Raw genomic sequence first — 15,919 nt, 5'->3', positions numbered from 1 at the left:
GCCTGCGCCCGGCGATCAGCCGGTGAGCAGCACCCGCGTGTTGTCCCAGCCCTTTCCGCCCGGCGATCAGCCGGAGAGCAGCACCCGCGTGTTGTCCCAGCCCTCCAGGCCGGGATCGAGCAGCCGCAGGTCGCCCGGCTCACGCAGCCGGTGCCAGCCGGGGCCGGTGGCCACCGTGCGCGGCCCGGGCGCCGCCGCCCGCAGCAGCGGGACGATCTCCCGGTCGTCCATCCCGGCGCCGGCCCACTCCGGGTACGGCAGGCGCGCGGCGACGGCCACGGCGCCACCGCCGTCGGCCGGGCAGACCGAGATCTGGGACCTGCCGAGCGCGCGGAAGAGCTTGCCGATCAGCAGGCCCGGCAGGTCGGGCGCGTCTGCGCTGACCAGCACCGCCTCCGCCGCCTGCGGAAGGGCGTCGGCGATCGCGGCGAACGCCGCCCTGACCAGCGCGCCGCCCGCCAGCTCGGGCACGGTGAGCACGGGCGTGCCCGGCCAGGTGATCTCCTCGATGCCCGGCACGGTGGTCACCACGGCGGGACTGACGAGGTCGAGACCGGCGACGATCTCGTAGGTGTCCTCGGCCAGCGCCGTCAGGAAGTCCCGCGCGTCGACGCCGGGGGGCGCGGCGCGCTCTGCCGCCGAGGTGACCAGGACGGCCGCGATTCGCTCCACGCCTGGCAGGCTATCGCCGCTCAGCACTCCTCGGGCGCGCCGTTGGCCGCCATCGAGAACCCTTCGAGGAAGCCGCGCGCCCGCTCGGCCTTCGGGTACTGTTCGACGAGCGCCCAGAAGCGCGGCCCGTGGCTCGGTACCAGCAGGTGCACCAGCTCGTGCATGATCACATAGTCGACCACCCACGCCGGCATGCCCCTCAGCCGGGTGGAGATCCTGATCGTGCCGTTGTCCGGGGTGCAGGAGCCCCAGCGGTGCTGCTGGTTGTCCACCCACCGCACGCTCACCGGATCGGCCTTCCCGCCGAGATAGCGCGTCGACAGGTCCCTGGCCCGCTCCAGCAGCTCCGCGTCCGAGGGGCGTCTGCGCTGCTCCTTGGCCGCAAGGCGGTCGAGCATGCGGCGCACCCATTGCTCCTCGTCGGTGCGGCTCAGCCCAGCGGGCAGCAGCACGATCGTCTTGTCACCGTCACGGTATGCCGAAACGGTCCGCCTGCGACGAGAACTTCGACGGACCTCGACTGTCTCGGGGGGCACATATGCACGGTAGCCGAGAGACAGGAAATTCCAACAGGGGGTGAGTCCTGTTTTCCCTGGTCAGTCACCGTTCGCGTAATGTTCACCGGTACCGAACGGTTATGGGGGCGACATATCCGAATTCACAGGCTTAACAGGGGACTCATGATCCGCTGAAACGCGGTCTCCGGCGTTCCCTCTGCGCCTTGATCCCTTCCCGCATATCCGCGGACGTCATGGTGACCGGTTGTGCGAGCGATTCCCACCGAAGGGCGGATTCCAGGTCCGGGTGACCGCCTCCGGCGAGCGCCACCTTGGTGAGCCGGGTGGCGATCGGGGCGTTGGCGGCGACCCGTCCGGCGATCTCCCCGACCTCGTGCAGCAGCCGCTCCCCGGGGTAGGCGCGGGTGACCAGGCCCGCCTCCGCAGCCTCCGCGCCGAGCATCGTACGCCCGGTGAGAAGCATCTCCCGCGCCACGCCGACCCCCGCGACGTGCGGCAACAGATGCGTCGCCGCCATGCCAGGGTGCAGGCCGAGGGAGGTGAAGGGGGCGAGCAGCTTGGCGTCCCGCGCGGCGTAGACGAGGTCGCAGGCGAGCGCGACGCACAGTCCCGCACCGACCGCCGCGCCGTTCACCGCGGCGATGGTGGGCACCTCCAGCTCCGCGATCGCCAGCCAGGAACGGTAGAAGCCCAGCATCCGGTCCCGCAGGGCGGGCACGCTCTCCTCGCCGCGCTCGGCCAGCCACGACAGGTCCCCGCCGGAGCTGAACGCGCTGCCCGCCCCGGTCACCACCACGCACCGCACCTCCCGGTCCACGGCGAGATCGGCCATGGCCCGCCGCCACTCCGCCGTCATCTCGTCGGACATGGAGTTGCGCCGCTCGGGCCGGTTCAGGGTCAGGAACACCACGCCGTCGTCACGCCGCTCGATCAGAACCTCGCTCATGCTCCGGCAGCGTAACCACCCACCTCCCTGCGCCCCCGGGCGGATCTCCTCCCCGGGTCTCCACGGTCCTCCTCAGCCCTGGCAGATGGCGCCGCTCCAGCCCGCGCACGGTGTCCGCCACGGTGTCCGCCACGTTGTCCGCGTCCGCCACGGTGTCCGCCACGTCGGCCACTTTTCCACAGCTCCGGGGCGGCCCCGCGGCGTTGTCCACAGGCGGCGCGCGGGCCGCCACGGGCCCGTGTACGGCGTGCCAGAGTGGCCCTGCGCCGCGCCCCGTCCCCGGTCCGAGAGGAGCCGCACAGATGCCCCGGCCCACCGTCCCCCTGCCACGCACACCAGACCCCTCGGAGACTCGCGAGCGGGCGCCCCGGCCCCATGAGGAGATCGCGCGGCCGAGGTTGAAACCCGCGCTGCGCCGCTTCGCGCGGGACAGCCGCACCCTGCAGTTCGGCGTGCACCCGCGCCGGGCCGTCGTGCTGCACGACCTGGAGCCCGTCGTGCTCCGGGTCATCGAAGGGCTCGACGGCACCCGCGACCTGCGCCAGGTGATCGGCCACGCCGCCGCCGAGGGCCTCGGCGAGGATCAGGCGCGCACCCTGCTGGACATGCTGATCAGGCGCGGCGTGGTGGAGGACGCGGCGACCGCCCCCGTGCCGCTGCGCTCGCTCGGCGTGGCCGAGCGCGACCGGCTCAGGCCCGACCTCGACGCGCTGTCCCTCGACCCCGGCACCACCGACGGCGGCCTCGGCCTGCTGACCCGGCGCCGCGCCACCCAGGTGCGGGTGTACGGCGCGGGCCGGCTGGGCGCGCAGATCGTCGCCCTGCTCGCCGCGGCCGGCATCGGCCACCTGTGCGTGGTGGACCCCTCCCCCGTCCAGCCGCAGGACGTCGTGCCCGGCGGCCTGACCTGGGCGGAGGTCGGCGGCACCCGGCAGGACGGCGCGGCGGCGGTGGCCACGCGCCTCGCCCCCAGCGTCAACGCCTGGACCGGCGAGCGCGCCTCCCATCCCGCCGACGGCGCTCCCCCGCCCGACCTGGCGATCCTCGCCCCGGTGGAGCCCCTCGACGGGCTGCTGCCGCGGGCGCTCGTCGAGGCGGGGGTGCCGCATCTGCTGGTGTCGGCCTTCGAGGGCTGCGGATCGGTCGGCCCACTCGTGCTGCCGGGGCGTACGGCATGCTTGGGGTGCGTCGACCTCATCCGGCGGGACCGTGATCCGACCTGGCCGGCGGTGAGCGCCAGGCTGGGCGGATACCCGGTGGGAGAGGTCGCCTGCGGCACTGTGCAGGGCACCGAAATCGCCGCGGCCGCAGCGGGCCACGCCCTCGGCTGGCTCGACGGTACCAAGGATGCTGTGACCAACGGCACACTGGATGTACTGCCTGATTGGGGATGGAGGCGTCGATCCTGGAGTTTGCACCCCAAATGTGGCTGTTCCCGAAAGCAGTTCGCATAGCTAAGAATGGTCGGGTCGGCTGCTCACGCCGACGGGCCTCACGATCGGGGGGCACGGGGCCGTGCCCGCCAACAGTGAGAGCGAAGGAGTGAAGGGAGGGAGCGGTGTCTCCATCGGGCATCCCGCAGAGTCACACCGCGGGCCGTGATGAGTGACCTTCCACACCGCGCCGTGACGCGATCCGCCAAGCTGGCGACCCTTCCCCTCGGGTTCGCCGGCCGGACGGCCATGGGCCTGGGCAAACGCATCGGTGGCAAGTCGGCCGAGATCGTCGCCCAGGAGATCCAGCAGCGCACGGCCGAGCAGGTCTTCAAAGTGCTCGGCGAGCTCAAGGGCGGCGCCATGAAGCTCGGGCAGGCGCTCTCGATCTTCGAGGCCGCGCTGCCCGCCGAGATCTCCGGGCCCTACCGCGCGACCCTCACCCGGCTCCAGGACGCCGCGCCGCCGCTGCCCGTCTCGACGGTGCACCGCGTGCTCGCCGAGCAGATCGGCGACGACTGGCGGGAGAATTTCCTTTCCTTCGACGACCGGCCGACCGCCGCCGCCTCCATCGGGCAGGTGCATCAGGCGGTCTGGCATGACGGCCGTACGGTGGCCGTCAAGATCCAGTATCCGGGGGCCGGCAAGGCGCTGCTGTCCGACTTCAACCAGCTCGCCCGGCTCGGCAAGCTCTTCTCCGTCCTGCTGCCCGGTCTCGACATCAAGGCCGTTTTGGCGGAGATGCGCGAGCGGGTGGTCGAGGAGCTCGACTACTTCCACGAGGCCGAGGCACAGCACGCCTTCGCCCTGGAGTACAAGGACGATCCCGACTTCTCCGTGCCCGACGTGATCGCCGCCAACGAGCAGGTGCTCATCACCGAGTGGCTGGAGGGCACGCCGCTGTCCCGGATCATCACCGAGGGCACCGAGGAGCAGCGTGACCGGGCCGGGCTGCTGCTGGTGCGCTTTCTCTTCTCCTCCCCCGCCCGGGTCGGCATGCTGCACGCCGACCCGCATCCGGGCAACTTCCGGATCACCCCCGACGGCCGGCTGGGCGTGCTCGACTTCGGCGCGGTCAACCGCCTCCCCGACGGCTACCCGCCGATGTTCGGCCAGCTCACCCGAATCTTCAACCAGGGCGACATGGAGACCGTCATGCAGGGCCTGCGGGACGAGGGGTTCATCCGCCCGCAGATCGAGATCGACGCCGACGCCCTGCGCGCCTTCCTCGCCCCCTACGTCGAGCCCACCCAGGTGGAGGAGTTCACCTTCAGCCGCGAGTGGCTCCAGCAGCAGGCGGCCACCGCCACCGACCTGCGTCCGGGCAACGTGGTGCGCCAGCTCAACCTGCCCCCGTCCTACGTCCTGATCCACCGGGTGCACGCCGCCGGCGTGGGCGTGCTGTGCCAGCTCGGCACCACCGCCCGCTTTCGCGACGAGGTCATCCGCTGGGTCCCCGGTTTCAGCGAAGACCCCGGCACCGACGCCGAACCCCAGCCCCTCGTCGCCGGCTGACCCCTCCCACACCCCGGCTGCCCGGAACCCCGCTCGGGCGGTGCGGAACCCCGCTCGGGCGGTGCGGAACCCCGCTCGGGCGGTGCGGGAGCCTGCTTGGGCGATGGGGGTCCCCGCTTGGGCGGTGAGGCCCGGCCCCTCAACGTGCTGGAGGAGGTGCTGGAGTTCGTCGCCGAGCAACTCGGCATCCACGCGGTGTGCGCGCCGGAGTACCTGATCGGCATCCACACGGTGTGCGCGCCGGGGTACCTGAGTCGGCCGAAGACCGCCTACGAGCACGCGTGGGAGATCCGGGACCTGCTGGAGCTGGCCGAGTTCTCCAAACGCGAGCAGGAGGTCCGCGACTACCTGGCCGCCCGGGTGTGGTCGACGATCGAGGGGCCGTGGGCGTTGTTCGACCGCGCCGTCGTGCACATGCTGCGTGAGGGCATTCTGCGGACATCACCACGCTGACCCGGCTGATCAGCGAAGTGCGTCCGCCGGAGCGAGAGGTTCCCGGTCACCGAGGAAATGTGCGCGGCTGTCGCCGATCCAGTTCGAGCACGTCAACTTCCTGGGCCGCTACGCCTTCTCCCGCGCCGACGTGGCCGGGGATTGCGTCCCTGCCACGACGGCGCTGTCGAGAGCGGCTGAGCCCCCGGCCGGGGGCTGGTTGGGAATGATGTGCGCGGGCACCACGGCCTTGGGAGCGGGGGCGATGAAATCACCCCCGCTCCCAAGAGCAGCTCACGCCGACCGCGGTCTTTTGCGATCACCTCCAGGAGGGGTGAGCGGATTGCGTCAGGCCGACTCCCGGTCGCGGGGCTGGCGGGCTCTGTAGTCCTGGGCACGGGCGGTGAGTTCTCGGAAGAACACCGGTGGTGGTGTGACCTGGCCCTCGCGCCCGATCGGGGAGGGTGCCAGCGGTATGAGCAGGTCGGTGTTGGGTGAGTGCAACCACAGGGCAGTCTGGTAGAGCTCGGGGATCCGCAGGAGCCGGAGGTCGAACCCGGCCAGTTGAAGCTGCGGCAGGGCTCGTGCGGCTTTGACCGCGGTCGCGGTGGCTCCAACGGATGAGCCTTTATAGAACGTTGGCGGGAAAGTGCGTTCCGGCGTTTCGGAGATCTCGGCGCCGGCGAGCACCTTGCCGCCGGACTCCAGCAGGAATCGCCAGCCCACCGGCTGCGCCTTTTCCAGGCCGCCGTCGTTCTCGATGTCTCGGACGAGCAGTGCGAACACCCGGTGTGGGGTGGACACCTCCACGTCATCCGGGGCGATCTCGCCCAGCAGTTTCGGGCCGTCTCCGCTGGCTCTGGCGATTTGGCCGAGATGGGAGCGCGTTTCGTCGCGAATCCGTCCCGGCGGTTCAGGCGTGTTCAACGGCATTGCGAAGCTCCCTGAGGCTAGTTGCGCCGAGTTTTGAAGGTCCTGTTCCAGGTGCCGTTCGGGCCGCCCGGGTAACCGCCGAAGAGCGTCTCCCATGCTACCCACATGATGGGAGTGTCCTCCATGCCCTCGTATACGCCCCCCGTGTCCTCCCACGGGTCATGCACCCATACGTGCACCAGTTCACCGGTCTCCGGGCGGTAGCTGTATCCCCAGATGTTGACGATGTGGCCGGACAGGCCGCCACCCCAGCCGATGTTCATGATGATCGGGCGTCCGGCGTCTATCTCCGCCTTGACCTCGTTCTTCGTCAGCTCCGTGAGCCTTCTGACCTCCACCCACCTGCCGCCCACCCACGTCGCGTCGACGCGATGCCTGTCGCCTGCGGCAACCGGGACCTGAATCCCGGCTTGCTGCAGCGGCCCGAAATCCGGCCACCAGCCCTGGTTGCAGTCCCCGCGTAACTCGTCGCCCGGGCAGCAGCGGAACGGCCGCTGGTCAGCGAGCCGGGAGTCGTCCCTGTTGAGGACTGCGGCGGCGAATCCGCACTGGGTCCAAACCTCCGCGTTGGCGTAGAAGTTCGCGACGCTGATCGTCGTCGCGTTCCAACACCAGAGTGTTTTCTCCTGGTATTGAATCCAGCGCCAGTATGTCGAGCCGAGACTCTTGATCATGACGCTCTCGTCTAATTGTGGCACTCGATGTCATCCTTTCGCTACGCCGGTCACGTCGTCGCCGTCTTCGTGTAGATGATCAACGGCATCCTTTAGTTATCGTGCGCCGCCCTAAACGGCGCCGCACGCTTGAGCAGGGAATCCTGAGCCCGCGATGAAAACCCCCCCTTTGTCGTGTCCCCGAGGACCCCAGCGTTTCCCCTCGCGCGGACCGCGTCAATGCGCCCGCATGTCCACAACCGGCCTCCCCCGCTAATTGACGCGGCCCGTTCATATCGCCGAATAGGAGGTCAGCGAGATCCGGAACGGGATTCGGCAACCGAGCGAATGCTTTCTTGGGTCTTGCCTGGAGTAGATCCGTTGGCGGCTGTCGCTGAACCCGATAGCGATCTTTGGGATACAGTCACGCCTCGTTCCTGACCATCGAGAGACTGAGACGCGTCGAGTTCGGTGGGACGGTTGCAGCTAGCCCGATGTGGACAGCACACGGCCCTGGTTCTCCTGGACGCCGACATGTTCCACTGAGGACCTCATCGGTACCCAGAGAGGTGAGATGCCGTATGGCGTGATCTGGGACGGACCACAAGGCTCGGTCCGCAGCATCTGCGGATCTCCGGATTCTGGGAAAGGTTTGTGAGAGCACCTGGGGCATGGCCGAGGCCCCGGAACCCCGCGAACACGCCGAATCAGCTCATCTGTCTGCCATCGCCGAGGAACACACCCGTGACGCTGATGAGGTCGAGCGCCACCCGTGCCCGCGATGTGCGGTCGCGCCCGGTTCGCCGTGCCGGTCGCGTTCGGGCGCGGTGGCCGGCGCCTACCACACCGGCCGCTTCACCAAGATCCCCCGGCTGAGAATCTGATCATCCCGACCGGGGAACGCAAGGGCGAGAACCCCTCCCTGGCCGGCACCTGAGCCAGATCCGGCCCCACACCCCGTCCACGGCAACCTGCCGGGCCAGCGTCTGCAGCTCAGACACGTTGTCCAGGACCGGCTTCCGTGGTGGCGAGGGCACTACAGAGGGCAACGCAGTGATCGCCACAAGACTGAGTCTGGCACCGATCAGCGGTCGGCCGTAGCGCCGATCTCCGGTCCGATCCTCCCCGGAGGCCGGCCCTGCCTGGGTGGTGGGGCCGTGCTTGGGGTGTGCGGGAAGTTGCCTGGGTGGTGCGGGTGGCTGTTCAGATGGCGCCGGTGTGCAGGATGTGGGCGGTCTGTAGGTCGGCGGGGAGGAAGGCTTCCAGGTGGAGTTCGGCGAGGGTGATGTCCACGGCGGTGGCGAAGGACGTCAACGTGGTGATCAGCCGTAGTTCGCCCTGTTCGCGGCGCAGCCGGAGCGGCACGGCGAAGCCGAGATGGCCCGGATCCGGGGCGGCGGGCGGGACGTAGCCCGCCAGTTCGGCGACCAAGTCGTCGAGGCGCGGGTCGGGGCTCCTGGCCGCCTGGGCGCGCAGGTTCTCCAGCACGTGCCTGCCCCACCCGCCGAGGTTCTCGACCCGCGAGGCCATGCCGTCCGGATGCAGCATGATCCGCAGCATGTTGACCGGCGGTTCGAGCAGGCCGGGGGCGACGCCCTCGGTGAGCACGCCGGTGGCGGCGTTCGCGGCGACGACCTCGCCATAGGGGGCCAGGATCAGCGCCGGGTACGGCATGTGACCGTCGATGATGCCGGTCAGGGCATCCCGGACGGGACGCAGCCCGGGATCGTCGAGCCGGGACTCGGCGTACGAAGGCGCGTACCCGGCGGAGAGCAGCAGGGCGTTGCGTTCCCGCAGCGAGAGGCCCAGCGACTCCGAGAGGCGGACCACGATCGCGCGGCCCGGCCGGGAGCGGCCCCGCTCCATGAAGCTGAGATGCCGTTGCGTGGTCCCTGCCCGGATGGCGAGCTCCAACTGGCTCAACCGGCGCGCGCCGCGCCAGCGCCGCAGCTCGCCCGCGAACCGGTTCGGCTCCACCCTCGTGTCCATAACCGCAGTTCTAGCCCACGATGTCCACGTTCACCATTCCTTGCGAGGTATTGCGGGCCCGCCCTCCGCCGCCGCAGGCTCTTCCGGCACGGGGAGGCCGATCCGCCTGCCCTTTCACGGAGGGGACGTCATGTCTGAGACCCAGGGATCCACGATCACGATCGGCAGGTCCTACCACCTGGAAGCACCGGAGACCTCCGGCCCAGCGGCGCGCTCCACCGACACGAACGTCGGCGGGATGGTGCTGCGTGAGCGGGAGGTGCCGGTGCCGGGGCCGACCGGCGTCGTGGTGCGCGTCCGCGCGGTGTCGATCAACCGGCGCGACGAGCTCATCCTGAGCGGGCGTTATCCGCTGGCCCCCGCGCCGGGGGTGGTGCCGATGAGCGACGGCGCGGGCGAGGTCGTCGCGGTGGGCGAGAAGGTGACCCGGTTCGGGCTGGGCGACCGGGTCATGGGCGGCTACTGGCCGCAGTGGCTCGACGGCCGTCTGCGGGACGGACTGTTCGACCAGCTCGGCTGCACGGTGGACGGCATGCTGGCCGAGTACGTGGTGCTGGACGAGCAGGCGGCGGTCGGCGTACCGGACCATCTGAGCTGGGAGGAGGCCGCCACCCTGCCGTGCGCCGCGCTGACCGCGTGGAACTCGGTCACCGGCGGAGAGCCGGTGCTTCCCGGGCAGACCGTGCTGACACTGGGCAGCGGGGTGGTGTCGCTGTTCGCGATCCAGTTCGGCAAGATGCTGGGCTGCCGGGTCATCGCCACCACGTCCAGCGACGAGAAGGTCGGCAGGTTGAAGGCGGTGGGCGCGGACGACGTGGTCAACTACGCCAAGGTGCCGGCGTGGTCGGAGGCGGTGCGCGAGCTGACCGGTGGCCGGGGGGCGGATGTCGTCGTGGAGACCTGCGGCCCGGAGACGATTAACCAGTCGGTCAGGGCCACGGCGTTCCACGGGCAGATCGTGCTGCTGCGCGCGACGAAGCCCGGCGGCAACGGGACCGGCCTCACGATCTCCGACGGCGCCTACGCCTCCAGCATGGCCACCATCAGGCGCGTCTTCGTCGGCAGCCGCGCCGACTTCGAGGCGATGAACCGCGCCGTCTCCGCCCACCGCCTGCACCCGGTCATCGACCGCACCTTCGATTTCACCGCCGCCCACGAAGCCTTCCACCACTACCTCACCGGCAAGACCTTCGGAAAGGTGGTCATCACCATCCCCTGACCCCCACCCACCCAACCCGCGAATGGGCGTGGGCCCGACTCCCACCCCCAACGGATGCACAACCCTCACAAACAGGAGCCAGAGCACCAGCCCAGCGGGCGAAACCCCACACCGGCCCAGGGCGGAACGCGGCACCAGCCCACAGCCCAGCCACGGCACCACCGCCCCAAACGCGACACCGGCCCACGGGGCGGAACGCGGTACCGGCCCAAGGGGCGGAAGCGGCACCACCGGGCCGAACACGGCACCAGCCAGGGTGGCGGAAAGTCACCAGCCCACAGGGCAGACACGGCACCACCGGGCGGAATGCCTTACCAGCGACCCAAAAGCAGCACCGGCCCCTTCCCGGAAGGGAAGGGGCCGGTGGGGGCCTGTCCCGCATGGTGGGCGGGGACGAGGTGGTGCGAGATCCGCTCGGCCTGCCGGAGGCCGGGGGGAAGATCAGACCAGGCGCATCAGCGCGTGGCGGAGGCGGGTGGAGGCGCGTTCCGCGTCGCGGCGGGCGCGCCGCGCGCGGAGGATGTGGGTCACCCTGCGCTGCTCCTCCGCCTCCCGGTGAAGGGTCCGTATTCGGTCCTGCACCAGTTCTTCATACATAGAGGGGATCTCGTTGCTCCGGCCAATGAACGTGCTCATCGGTGGGGTCCTTTCGGTATTGCTGATGTGTGCTCGGATGTGTCAGGCGGCGACCGGCGTCTTACGGGGACGCCCGCGAGGCCGCTTGCGGGGGACGATGGCCCCCCTCAGGATCAGCTCGCCGCCCCAGACGCCCCAGGGCTCCTCGCGCTCCAGCGCGCGGGCCAGGCAGGCGTCTCGGATCGGGCAGCCTCCGCAGAGCGCCTTGGCGAACTCCACGTCCTCCGGAGACTCGGCGAACCACAGGTCGGGGTCGGTACGACAGGGGATGTCGGCTTCGTCGATCAGGTCCATGATCGTCTTGGCCCCCATCTGCGTCACCTCTCTGAATCGATCGATCTTGTCGGATTACCTCTTGGGTGGGGGTCAGGGTTCGCGGAAATCAAAAGGGCCGCGGATCCTGTCTGCGGATCCGCGGCCCTGGAGGTTGTCACCCGGTCAGGTTGTGACCGGATCTCTCCAGGGACTTGGACCTCGCAGTCCACCATTGGCGTTGGCGAAAAGCTGGGTCTGCTGGTAACGCGGGCGCTCGGCCTCGACCTGACGGGCGCCATCACGGATCACGCCTGCGTCGCCGCCCACGACGGGCCCGCGCCCGGACAGGGCGGACTTCGTGGCGAAGAAGACGGAATCCTGGCGCCGCAGCTCGGCCGAGCCACTGACGGTGAGCAGAAGGTCGACTCTGCCCGGGGACACGGCGGTGCCGTGGCAAGCGGAAGTGAGCCACGGCATCTGAGGCATCTTGTTAACGACCACCGGACTCACCTCCATCTCTCTGTGTGTGCGACCGAGCCGGACAGTTGTCTCCGACTCGCTTGAGCATGACCCTAAACCCCCGCCCCGGGGGCGGGCAACATATTTTCTACCTGCAGTTTTACGCGTCGGGAACGCGAATCAGGCACTCCTGTACCACCGACACCACGAGGTCCCCGGCGGGGGTGAACATCTGCCCTCTGGCGAGCCCGCGGCCGGACGCGGACCACGGCGACTCCTGTGCGTAGAGGAGCCACTCGTCGGCGCGGAAGGGACGGTGGAACCACATCGCGTGGTCCAGCGAGGCGCCGGTGACGTTGGAGGCGCCCCAGGCCATGCCGTGCGCGAGCAGCACGGTGTCCACCAGCGTGTAGTCGGACGCGTAGGCGGCGAGCACGACGTGCAGCAGCGGGTCGTCGGGCAGGTCGGCGTCGTACCGGAACCAGACCTGCGTCTCCGAGCTGCGCAGCGCGGGGTCGCGGTTCGCCTCCCAGGTCAGCGGGGTGACGTACCGCGCGTCGACCGGACGGGGGCGCGACACCAGGTCGGCGAGGTGCGGGTCGTCGCCGAACAGCTCCCGCATCCGGTCCTGCTGCGGGCGGAGCGACTCGGGCCGCGGCACCGACGGCATCCGCGCGGCCTGGTGGTGCACGCCGCGCTCCTCGATGTGGAAGGACGCCGACATGGTGAAGATGGCCTTGCCGTGCTGGATGGCGGTGATCCTGCGGGTGGTGAAGGACCGCCCGTCGCGCATCCGCTCGACGTTGTAGACGATGGGGACGGCCGGGTCGCCCGGCCGGATGAAGTAGGCGTGCAACGAGTGCACCAGGCGGTCGTCCGGCACCGTACGGCCGGCGGCCACCAACGCCTGTGCGGCCACCTGGCCGCCGAACACCCGCTGGATGCGCTCCTCGGGGCTGCGTCCCCGGAAGATGTCGAGCTCGATCTGCTCCAGGTCGAGCAGGTCGAGCACTTCCTTGAGCGCCTCGTTCACGCCGCCTCCTACTCCCGGACCTCGCGGCAGAGCGACATGACCGCTTCGCCGTATCGGTCCAGTTTGACGCGTCCGATTCCCGGAATCGCCAGCAGGTCCGTCTCCGCGATCGGCACGCGTTCCGCGATGGCCTGGAGGGTGACGTCGGTGAAGATGACGTAGGGCGGGATCTTGGCCTGTTTGGCGGTGTCCGCCCGCCACGCCTTGAGCGCCTCCAGCAGCGCCTCGTCGAGGTCGGCGGGGCAGGCCGAGCACCGGCCGAGCTTCTGCTCGGCCCCGCCGACCAGCGTCTTCGCGCAGACCCTGCAGTGCACGGAGGCGGCCACCTGGCGGCGCTCGCGGACCGGGCCCGAGGCGGTCGCGCCGGCGCGCGGCTGGGCGGGGCCGCGCCCGGTGAGGCCGTCGAGGAAGCGGGAGGGGCGGCGGGCCCTGCGCCCGCCGGGCGAGCGGGCCAGCGCCCAGGACAGGTGCAGGTGGGCGCGGGCCCGGGTGACGCCCACGTAGAGGAGGCGGCGCTCCTCCTCGATCTGCTCTGGCGTCTCGGCGTAGATGATCGGCAGCATCCCGTCGGTGACCCCGACGAGGAACACGGCGTCCCATTCGAGGCCCTTGGCGGCGTGCAGCGAGGCGAGCGTGACGCCTTCGATCGGCGGCGCGTGCTGCTCGCTGGCCCGGCGCTCCAGCTCGGCGACGAGCGCGGACAGGTCGCCGCCCTGTGCCGCGATGTCCTCCGCCAGCTCGGCGAGGGCCCGCAGCGACTCCCAGCGCTCCCTGGCGGTGCCGCCGCCGGGCGGCTCGGCGGTCAGCCCGATCCCGCCGAGCACGGCGTGCACGGTCGGCGCCAGCGGCTCGTCGGCGGACGCCGAGCGGGCCGCGCCGCGCAGCAGCACCACCGCCTGACGCACCTCGGGCCGCTCGAAGAAACGCTCGGCGCCGCGCAGCAGGTAAGGCAGGCCCGCGTCGGTGAACGCCTTCTCGTACGCCTCCGACTGGGCGTTGACCCGGAACAGCACGGCGATCTCGCGCAGCGGCACCCCGGAGTCGGCCAGTTTGCGGACGGCCCGCGCCACGCCCACCGCCTCGGCCGGCTCGTCGTCGAACTCGGCGAAGACCGGGGCGGGGCCGTCGGGACGCTGGGCGAGGAGTTCCAGCTTGTGCGGGGTCTTCGACCTGGCCAGCACGCTGTTGGCGAGCCCGACCACCTGCGGCGTGGAGCGGTAGTCGCGGACCAGCCTGACCACCGTCGCGTCCGGGTGCTCGACGGCGAAGCCGGTCAGGTAGCGCGGGGTCGCGCCGGTGAAGGAGTAGATCGTCTGGTTGGGGTCGCCGACCACGCACACGTCGTCGCGCCCGCCGAGCCAGGTGTCGAGCAGCAGCTTCTGCAACGGGTTGACGTCCTGGTACTCGTCCACGACGAAGTAGCGGTATTGCTGCCTGATCTGGCCGGCGACCTCCTGGTGCTCGGTCATCACGGCGGCGGTCAGCTCCAGGATCGTCTCGAAGTCGACGAGGTGCCGGTCGCGGCGCAGCCGTTCGTAGGCGTCGTAGAGCCGGGCCACCTCCTCGCCGGGCACCGGCGGCTTGCGGCCGGCCTTGACCGCCGCCTGCGCGTAGTCCTCCGGACCCACCTGGGTCACCTTGGCCCACTCGATCTCGGCCGCGACGTCGCGCAGCTCCGACCGGTCGGGGTTGCGCCGCATCGACCGGCAGGCGTCGATCAGCAGCGGCAGCTTGGACTCGATGACCGAGGGCGGATCCCCGCCGATCACCCTCGGCCAGAAGTAGGTGAGCTGGCGCAGCGCCGCCGCGTGGAAGGTGCGCGCCTGCACGCCGGGCGCGCCGAGCGCGCGCAGCCGCTGGCGCAGCTCCCCCGCCGCCCGGGTGGTGAACGTCACGGCGAGCACGCTCGGCGCGTCGACCACGCCGGAGCGGACGGCGTGCGCGATGCGGTGGGTGATCGCCCGCGTCTTGCCGGTCCCGGCCCCCGCCAGCACGCACACCGGCCCGCGCACGGCCTCGGCGACCTCCCGCTGCTCGGGATCGAGTCCGGCCAGAACGTCATGCGCATCCACGCGAACTCCTTACATCCGCCGAACGCCTCTTCCGCCACCATCCTCCCAGCCCGGCGACGCCGGCCGCGTCCTCCGATGAACAAACCTTTCTGCCCGAAGCCGACCGTGAAGATGCGAAAACAGGGTCAGGTACCCCACAATGGGGGCGGTCATGCGACGGGGAAGGAAGTGACCCTTGCGAACTGTGGTGTCGGTGGGTGCGCTCGCGCTGGCAGTCCTCGTGTTCGCCCCGGGTCCCGTGCCCGCCTTCGCGCACACCGCGACAGCCGCGACGGCCACGCGGATGGTCGCCCCGGCGGTGCCCACACCGCCGCCGATCCCGGTCCCCGCGCCCATCCCCACCGCCGACCTCAAGCTCCCCGGCACCGCGAGCGAGACGGTGTCGTACGGCAGGCACCGCCGCCAGGCGATGGACGTGTGGTGGCAGCCGGACGGCCAGCGCCACCCGGCGGTCTTCGTGATCCACGGCGGCTGGTGGTCCTCCGGCGACAAGAAGTCGATGACCTCGATCGCGCAGAGTTACGCCGAGCTGGGCTACACCGTCTTCAACATCAACTACCGGCTGTCCGGCGACGCCGCCTGGCCCGCCCAGCGGACGGACACGCTGGACGCGATCGCCACCGCGCGGCGGCACGCGGCCCGGTGGGCCTTCGACCCGAACAGTTACGTGCTGCTGGGCTTCTCCGCGGGCGGCCACCTGGCCACCATGGCCGGCGTCTACAAGGACGGCCTGCCCGGTCTCAAGGGCGTCGTGGGCATCTCCCCGGTGGTCTCCCCCCTGACGTCCTACGCGGACGGCGAGGAGACGAAGGACGTCAACAAGCGCAAGCTGCGGGCGTCCGCCATCAAGCTGGCCGGCGGCTGCGAGCCGACCGGCAGGTGCGCCAAGCAGTGGGCGAGCATGGAGGTGCCGTGGCTCGCGAGCCGCGGCGACGCGCCGGTGCTGACGGTCCACTCGGAGGGCGAGTTCGTGCCGGCCTACCAGAGCGAGTTGCTGAAGAAGCAGCTCGCCAAGGTGGGGGTGGGCATGTCGATCAGGATCGTGCCGGGTGACCAGCACAGCTCCCCGGTCTACCGGATGCCCAACGTCACCACGGGCGTCCAGGAGTGGATCGCCGCCAAGCTGCGCTAGGCCGGATCCGCGCGGTCTACGG

17 protein-coding genes are annotated in these 15,919 nt (G+C 70.6%); 6 read left to right on the top strand and 11 right to left on the bottom strand.

Features of this window, described 5'->3' with window-relative positions; translation table 11 throughout:
* Nucleotides 1–66 precede the first annotated feature (66 nt).
* The 3 genes from QSK26_RS13540 to QSK26_RS13530 all read right to left on the bottom strand — a co-directional run bounded on the left by QSK26_RS13540 (nucleotide 67) and on the right by QSK26_RS13530 (nucleotide 2,136).
* On the bottom strand, nucleotides 67–672 hold the full coding sequence (locus QSK26_RS13540) for a glycosyltransferase family protein (RefSeq protein ID WP_285775438.1): 606 nt from the start codon (nucleotides 670–672) through the stop codon (nucleotides 67–69).
* Nucleotides 673–692: 20 nt separating this feature from the next.
* A complete protein-coding gene (locus QSK26_RS13535; RefSeq protein ID WP_285775437.1) occupies nucleotides 693–1,208 on the bottom strand; it encodes a M48 metallopeptidase family protein in 516 nt (171 codons plus the stop codon).
* 142 nt (nucleotides 1,209–1,350) lie between these two features.
* Nucleotides 1,351–2,136 carry an enoyl-CoA hydratase/isomerase family protein gene (locus QSK26_RS13530; RefSeq protein ID WP_285775436.1) on the bottom strand — a complete coding sequence of 262 codons (786 nt, stop codon included), beginning with the start codon at nucleotides 2,134–2,136 and terminating at the stop codon, nucleotides 1,351–1,353.
* A gap of 302 nt (nucleotides 2,137–2,438) precedes the next feature.
* Between QSK26_RS13530 and QSK26_RS13525 the strand changes: the two genes are divergently transcribed.
* The 3 genes from QSK26_RS13525 to QSK26_RS13515 all read left to right on the top strand — a co-directional run bounded on the left by QSK26_RS13525 (nucleotide 2,439) and on the right by QSK26_RS13515 (nucleotide 5,537).
* Nucleotides 2,439–3,590, top strand: a complete 1,152-nt coding sequence (locus tag QSK26_RS13525; RefSeq protein ID WP_285775435.1) for a ThiF family adenylyltransferase — start codon at nucleotides 2,439–2,441, stop codon at nucleotides 3,588–3,590.
* 171 nt (nucleotides 3,591–3,761) lie between these two features.
* Entirely contained in the window at nucleotides 3,762–5,084 is a 1,323-nt protein-coding gene (locus tag QSK26_RS13520) for an ABC1 kinase family protein (RefSeq protein ID WP_502888698.1), read from the top strand.
* A 117-nt stretch (nucleotides 5,085–5,201) separates the two neighbouring features.
* Nucleotides 5,202–5,537 carry a DUF4158 domain-containing protein gene (locus QSK26_RS13515; protein ID WP_285775433.1) on the top strand — a complete coding sequence of 112 codons (336 nt, stop codon included), beginning with the start codon at nucleotides 5,202–5,204 and terminating at the stop codon, nucleotides 5,535–5,537.
* 327 nt (nucleotides 5,538–5,864) lie between these two features.
* Here the strand turns inward: QSK26_RS13515 and QSK26_RS13510 are convergent, their stop codons facing one another.
* Both QSK26_RS13510 and QSK26_RS13505 read right to left on the bottom strand, forming a co-directional pair.
* Nucleotides 5,865–6,449, bottom strand: a complete 585-nt coding sequence (locus QSK26_RS13510; protein ID WP_285775432.1) for a hypothetical protein — start codon at nucleotides 6,447–6,449, stop codon at nucleotides 5,865–5,867.
* Nucleotides 6,450–6,466: 17 nt separating this feature from the next.
* Complete coding sequence (locus tag QSK26_RS13505; RefSeq protein WP_285775431.1) at nucleotides 6,467–7,123, bottom strand: C39 family peptidase; 657 nt, start codon at nucleotides 7,121–7,123, stop codon at nucleotides 6,467–6,469.
* A 650-nt stretch (nucleotides 7,124–7,773) separates the two neighbouring features.
* Between QSK26_RS13505 and QSK26_RS42100 the strand changes: the two genes are divergently transcribed.
* The gene (locus QSK26_RS42100; protein WP_502888697.1) at nucleotides 7,774–7,986 is read left to right on the top strand and encodes a zinc finger domain-containing protein; all 213 of its coding nucleotides are present in this window, start codon (nucleotides 7,774–7,776) and stop codon (nucleotides 7,984–7,986) included.
* Nucleotides 7,987–8,305: 319 nt separating this feature from the next.
* Here QSK26_RS42100 and QSK26_RS13500 read toward each other — a convergent pair whose 3' ends face one another.
* Nucleotides 8,306–9,091 carry a helix-turn-helix domain-containing protein gene (locus QSK26_RS13500; RefSeq protein ID WP_285775430.1) on the bottom strand — a complete coding sequence of 262 codons (786 nt, stop codon included), beginning with the start codon at nucleotides 9,089–9,091 and terminating at the stop codon, nucleotides 8,306–8,308.
* 130 nt (nucleotides 9,092–9,221) lie between these two features.
* Here QSK26_RS13500 and QSK26_RS13495 point away from each other — a divergent pair, with 130 nt between their 5' ends.
* Nucleotides 9,222–10,310, top strand: a complete 1,089-nt coding sequence (locus tag QSK26_RS13495) for a zinc-dependent alcohol dehydrogenase family protein (protein WP_285775429.1) — start codon at nucleotides 9,222–9,224, stop codon at nucleotides 10,308–10,310.
* Nucleotides 10,311–10,751: 441 nt separating this feature from the next.
* Here the strand turns inward: QSK26_RS13495 and QSK26_RS13490 are convergent, their stop codons facing one another.
* From QSK26_RS13490 to QSK26_RS13470, 5 genes are all read right to left on the bottom strand, one after another.
* The gene (locus QSK26_RS13490) at nucleotides 10,752–10,946 is read right to left on the bottom strand and encodes a putative WhiB-interacting protein (protein WP_285775428.1); all 195 of its coding nucleotides are present in this window, start codon (nucleotides 10,944–10,946) and stop codon (nucleotides 10,752–10,754) included.
* Between the two features lie 42 nt (nucleotides 10,947–10,988).
* Nucleotides 10,989–11,258, bottom strand: a complete 270-nt coding sequence (locus QSK26_RS13485) for a WhiB family transcriptional regulator (RefSeq protein ID WP_285775492.1) — start codon at nucleotides 11,256–11,258, stop codon at nucleotides 10,989–10,991.
* Nucleotides 11,259–11,384: 126 nt separating this feature from the next.
* A complete protein-coding gene (locus QSK26_RS13480; protein WP_285775427.1) occupies nucleotides 11,385–11,702 on the bottom strand; it encodes a hypothetical protein in 318 nt (105 codons plus the stop codon).
* Nucleotides 11,703–11,820: 118 nt separating this feature from the next.
* The gene (locus QSK26_RS13475; RefSeq protein ID WP_285775426.1) at nucleotides 11,821–12,693 is read right to left on the bottom strand and encodes an acyl-CoA thioesterase; all 873 of its coding nucleotides are present in this window, start codon (nucleotides 12,691–12,693) and stop codon (nucleotides 11,821–11,823) included.
* Between the two features lie 8 nt (nucleotides 12,694–12,701).
* On the bottom strand, nucleotides 12,702–14,765 hold the full coding sequence (locus QSK26_RS13470) for an ATP-dependent DNA helicase UvrD2 (RefSeq protein WP_285775425.1): 2,064 nt from the start codon (nucleotides 14,763–14,765) through the stop codon (nucleotides 12,702–12,704).
* 184 nt (nucleotides 14,766–14,949) lie between these two features.
* On the opposite strand from QSK26_RS13470, the gene QSK26_RS13465 reads away from it, so the two are divergent.
* Nucleotides 14,950–15,897, top strand: coding sequence for an alpha/beta hydrolase (locus tag QSK26_RS13465; protein WP_285775491.1), 948 nt, complete (start codon nucleotides 14,950–14,952; stop codon nucleotides 15,895–15,897).
* Nucleotides 15,898–15,919: the final 22 nt, after the last annotated feature.

It is taken from the genome of Microtetraspora sp. NBRC 13810 (genome assembly GCF_030268685.1).
In the GTDB taxonomy this organism is placed as follows: Bacteria; Actinomycetota; Actinomycetes; order Streptosporangiales; family Streptosporangiaceae; genus BSRQ01.
This window is presented reverse-complemented; position numbering and strand designations above follow the sequence as displayed.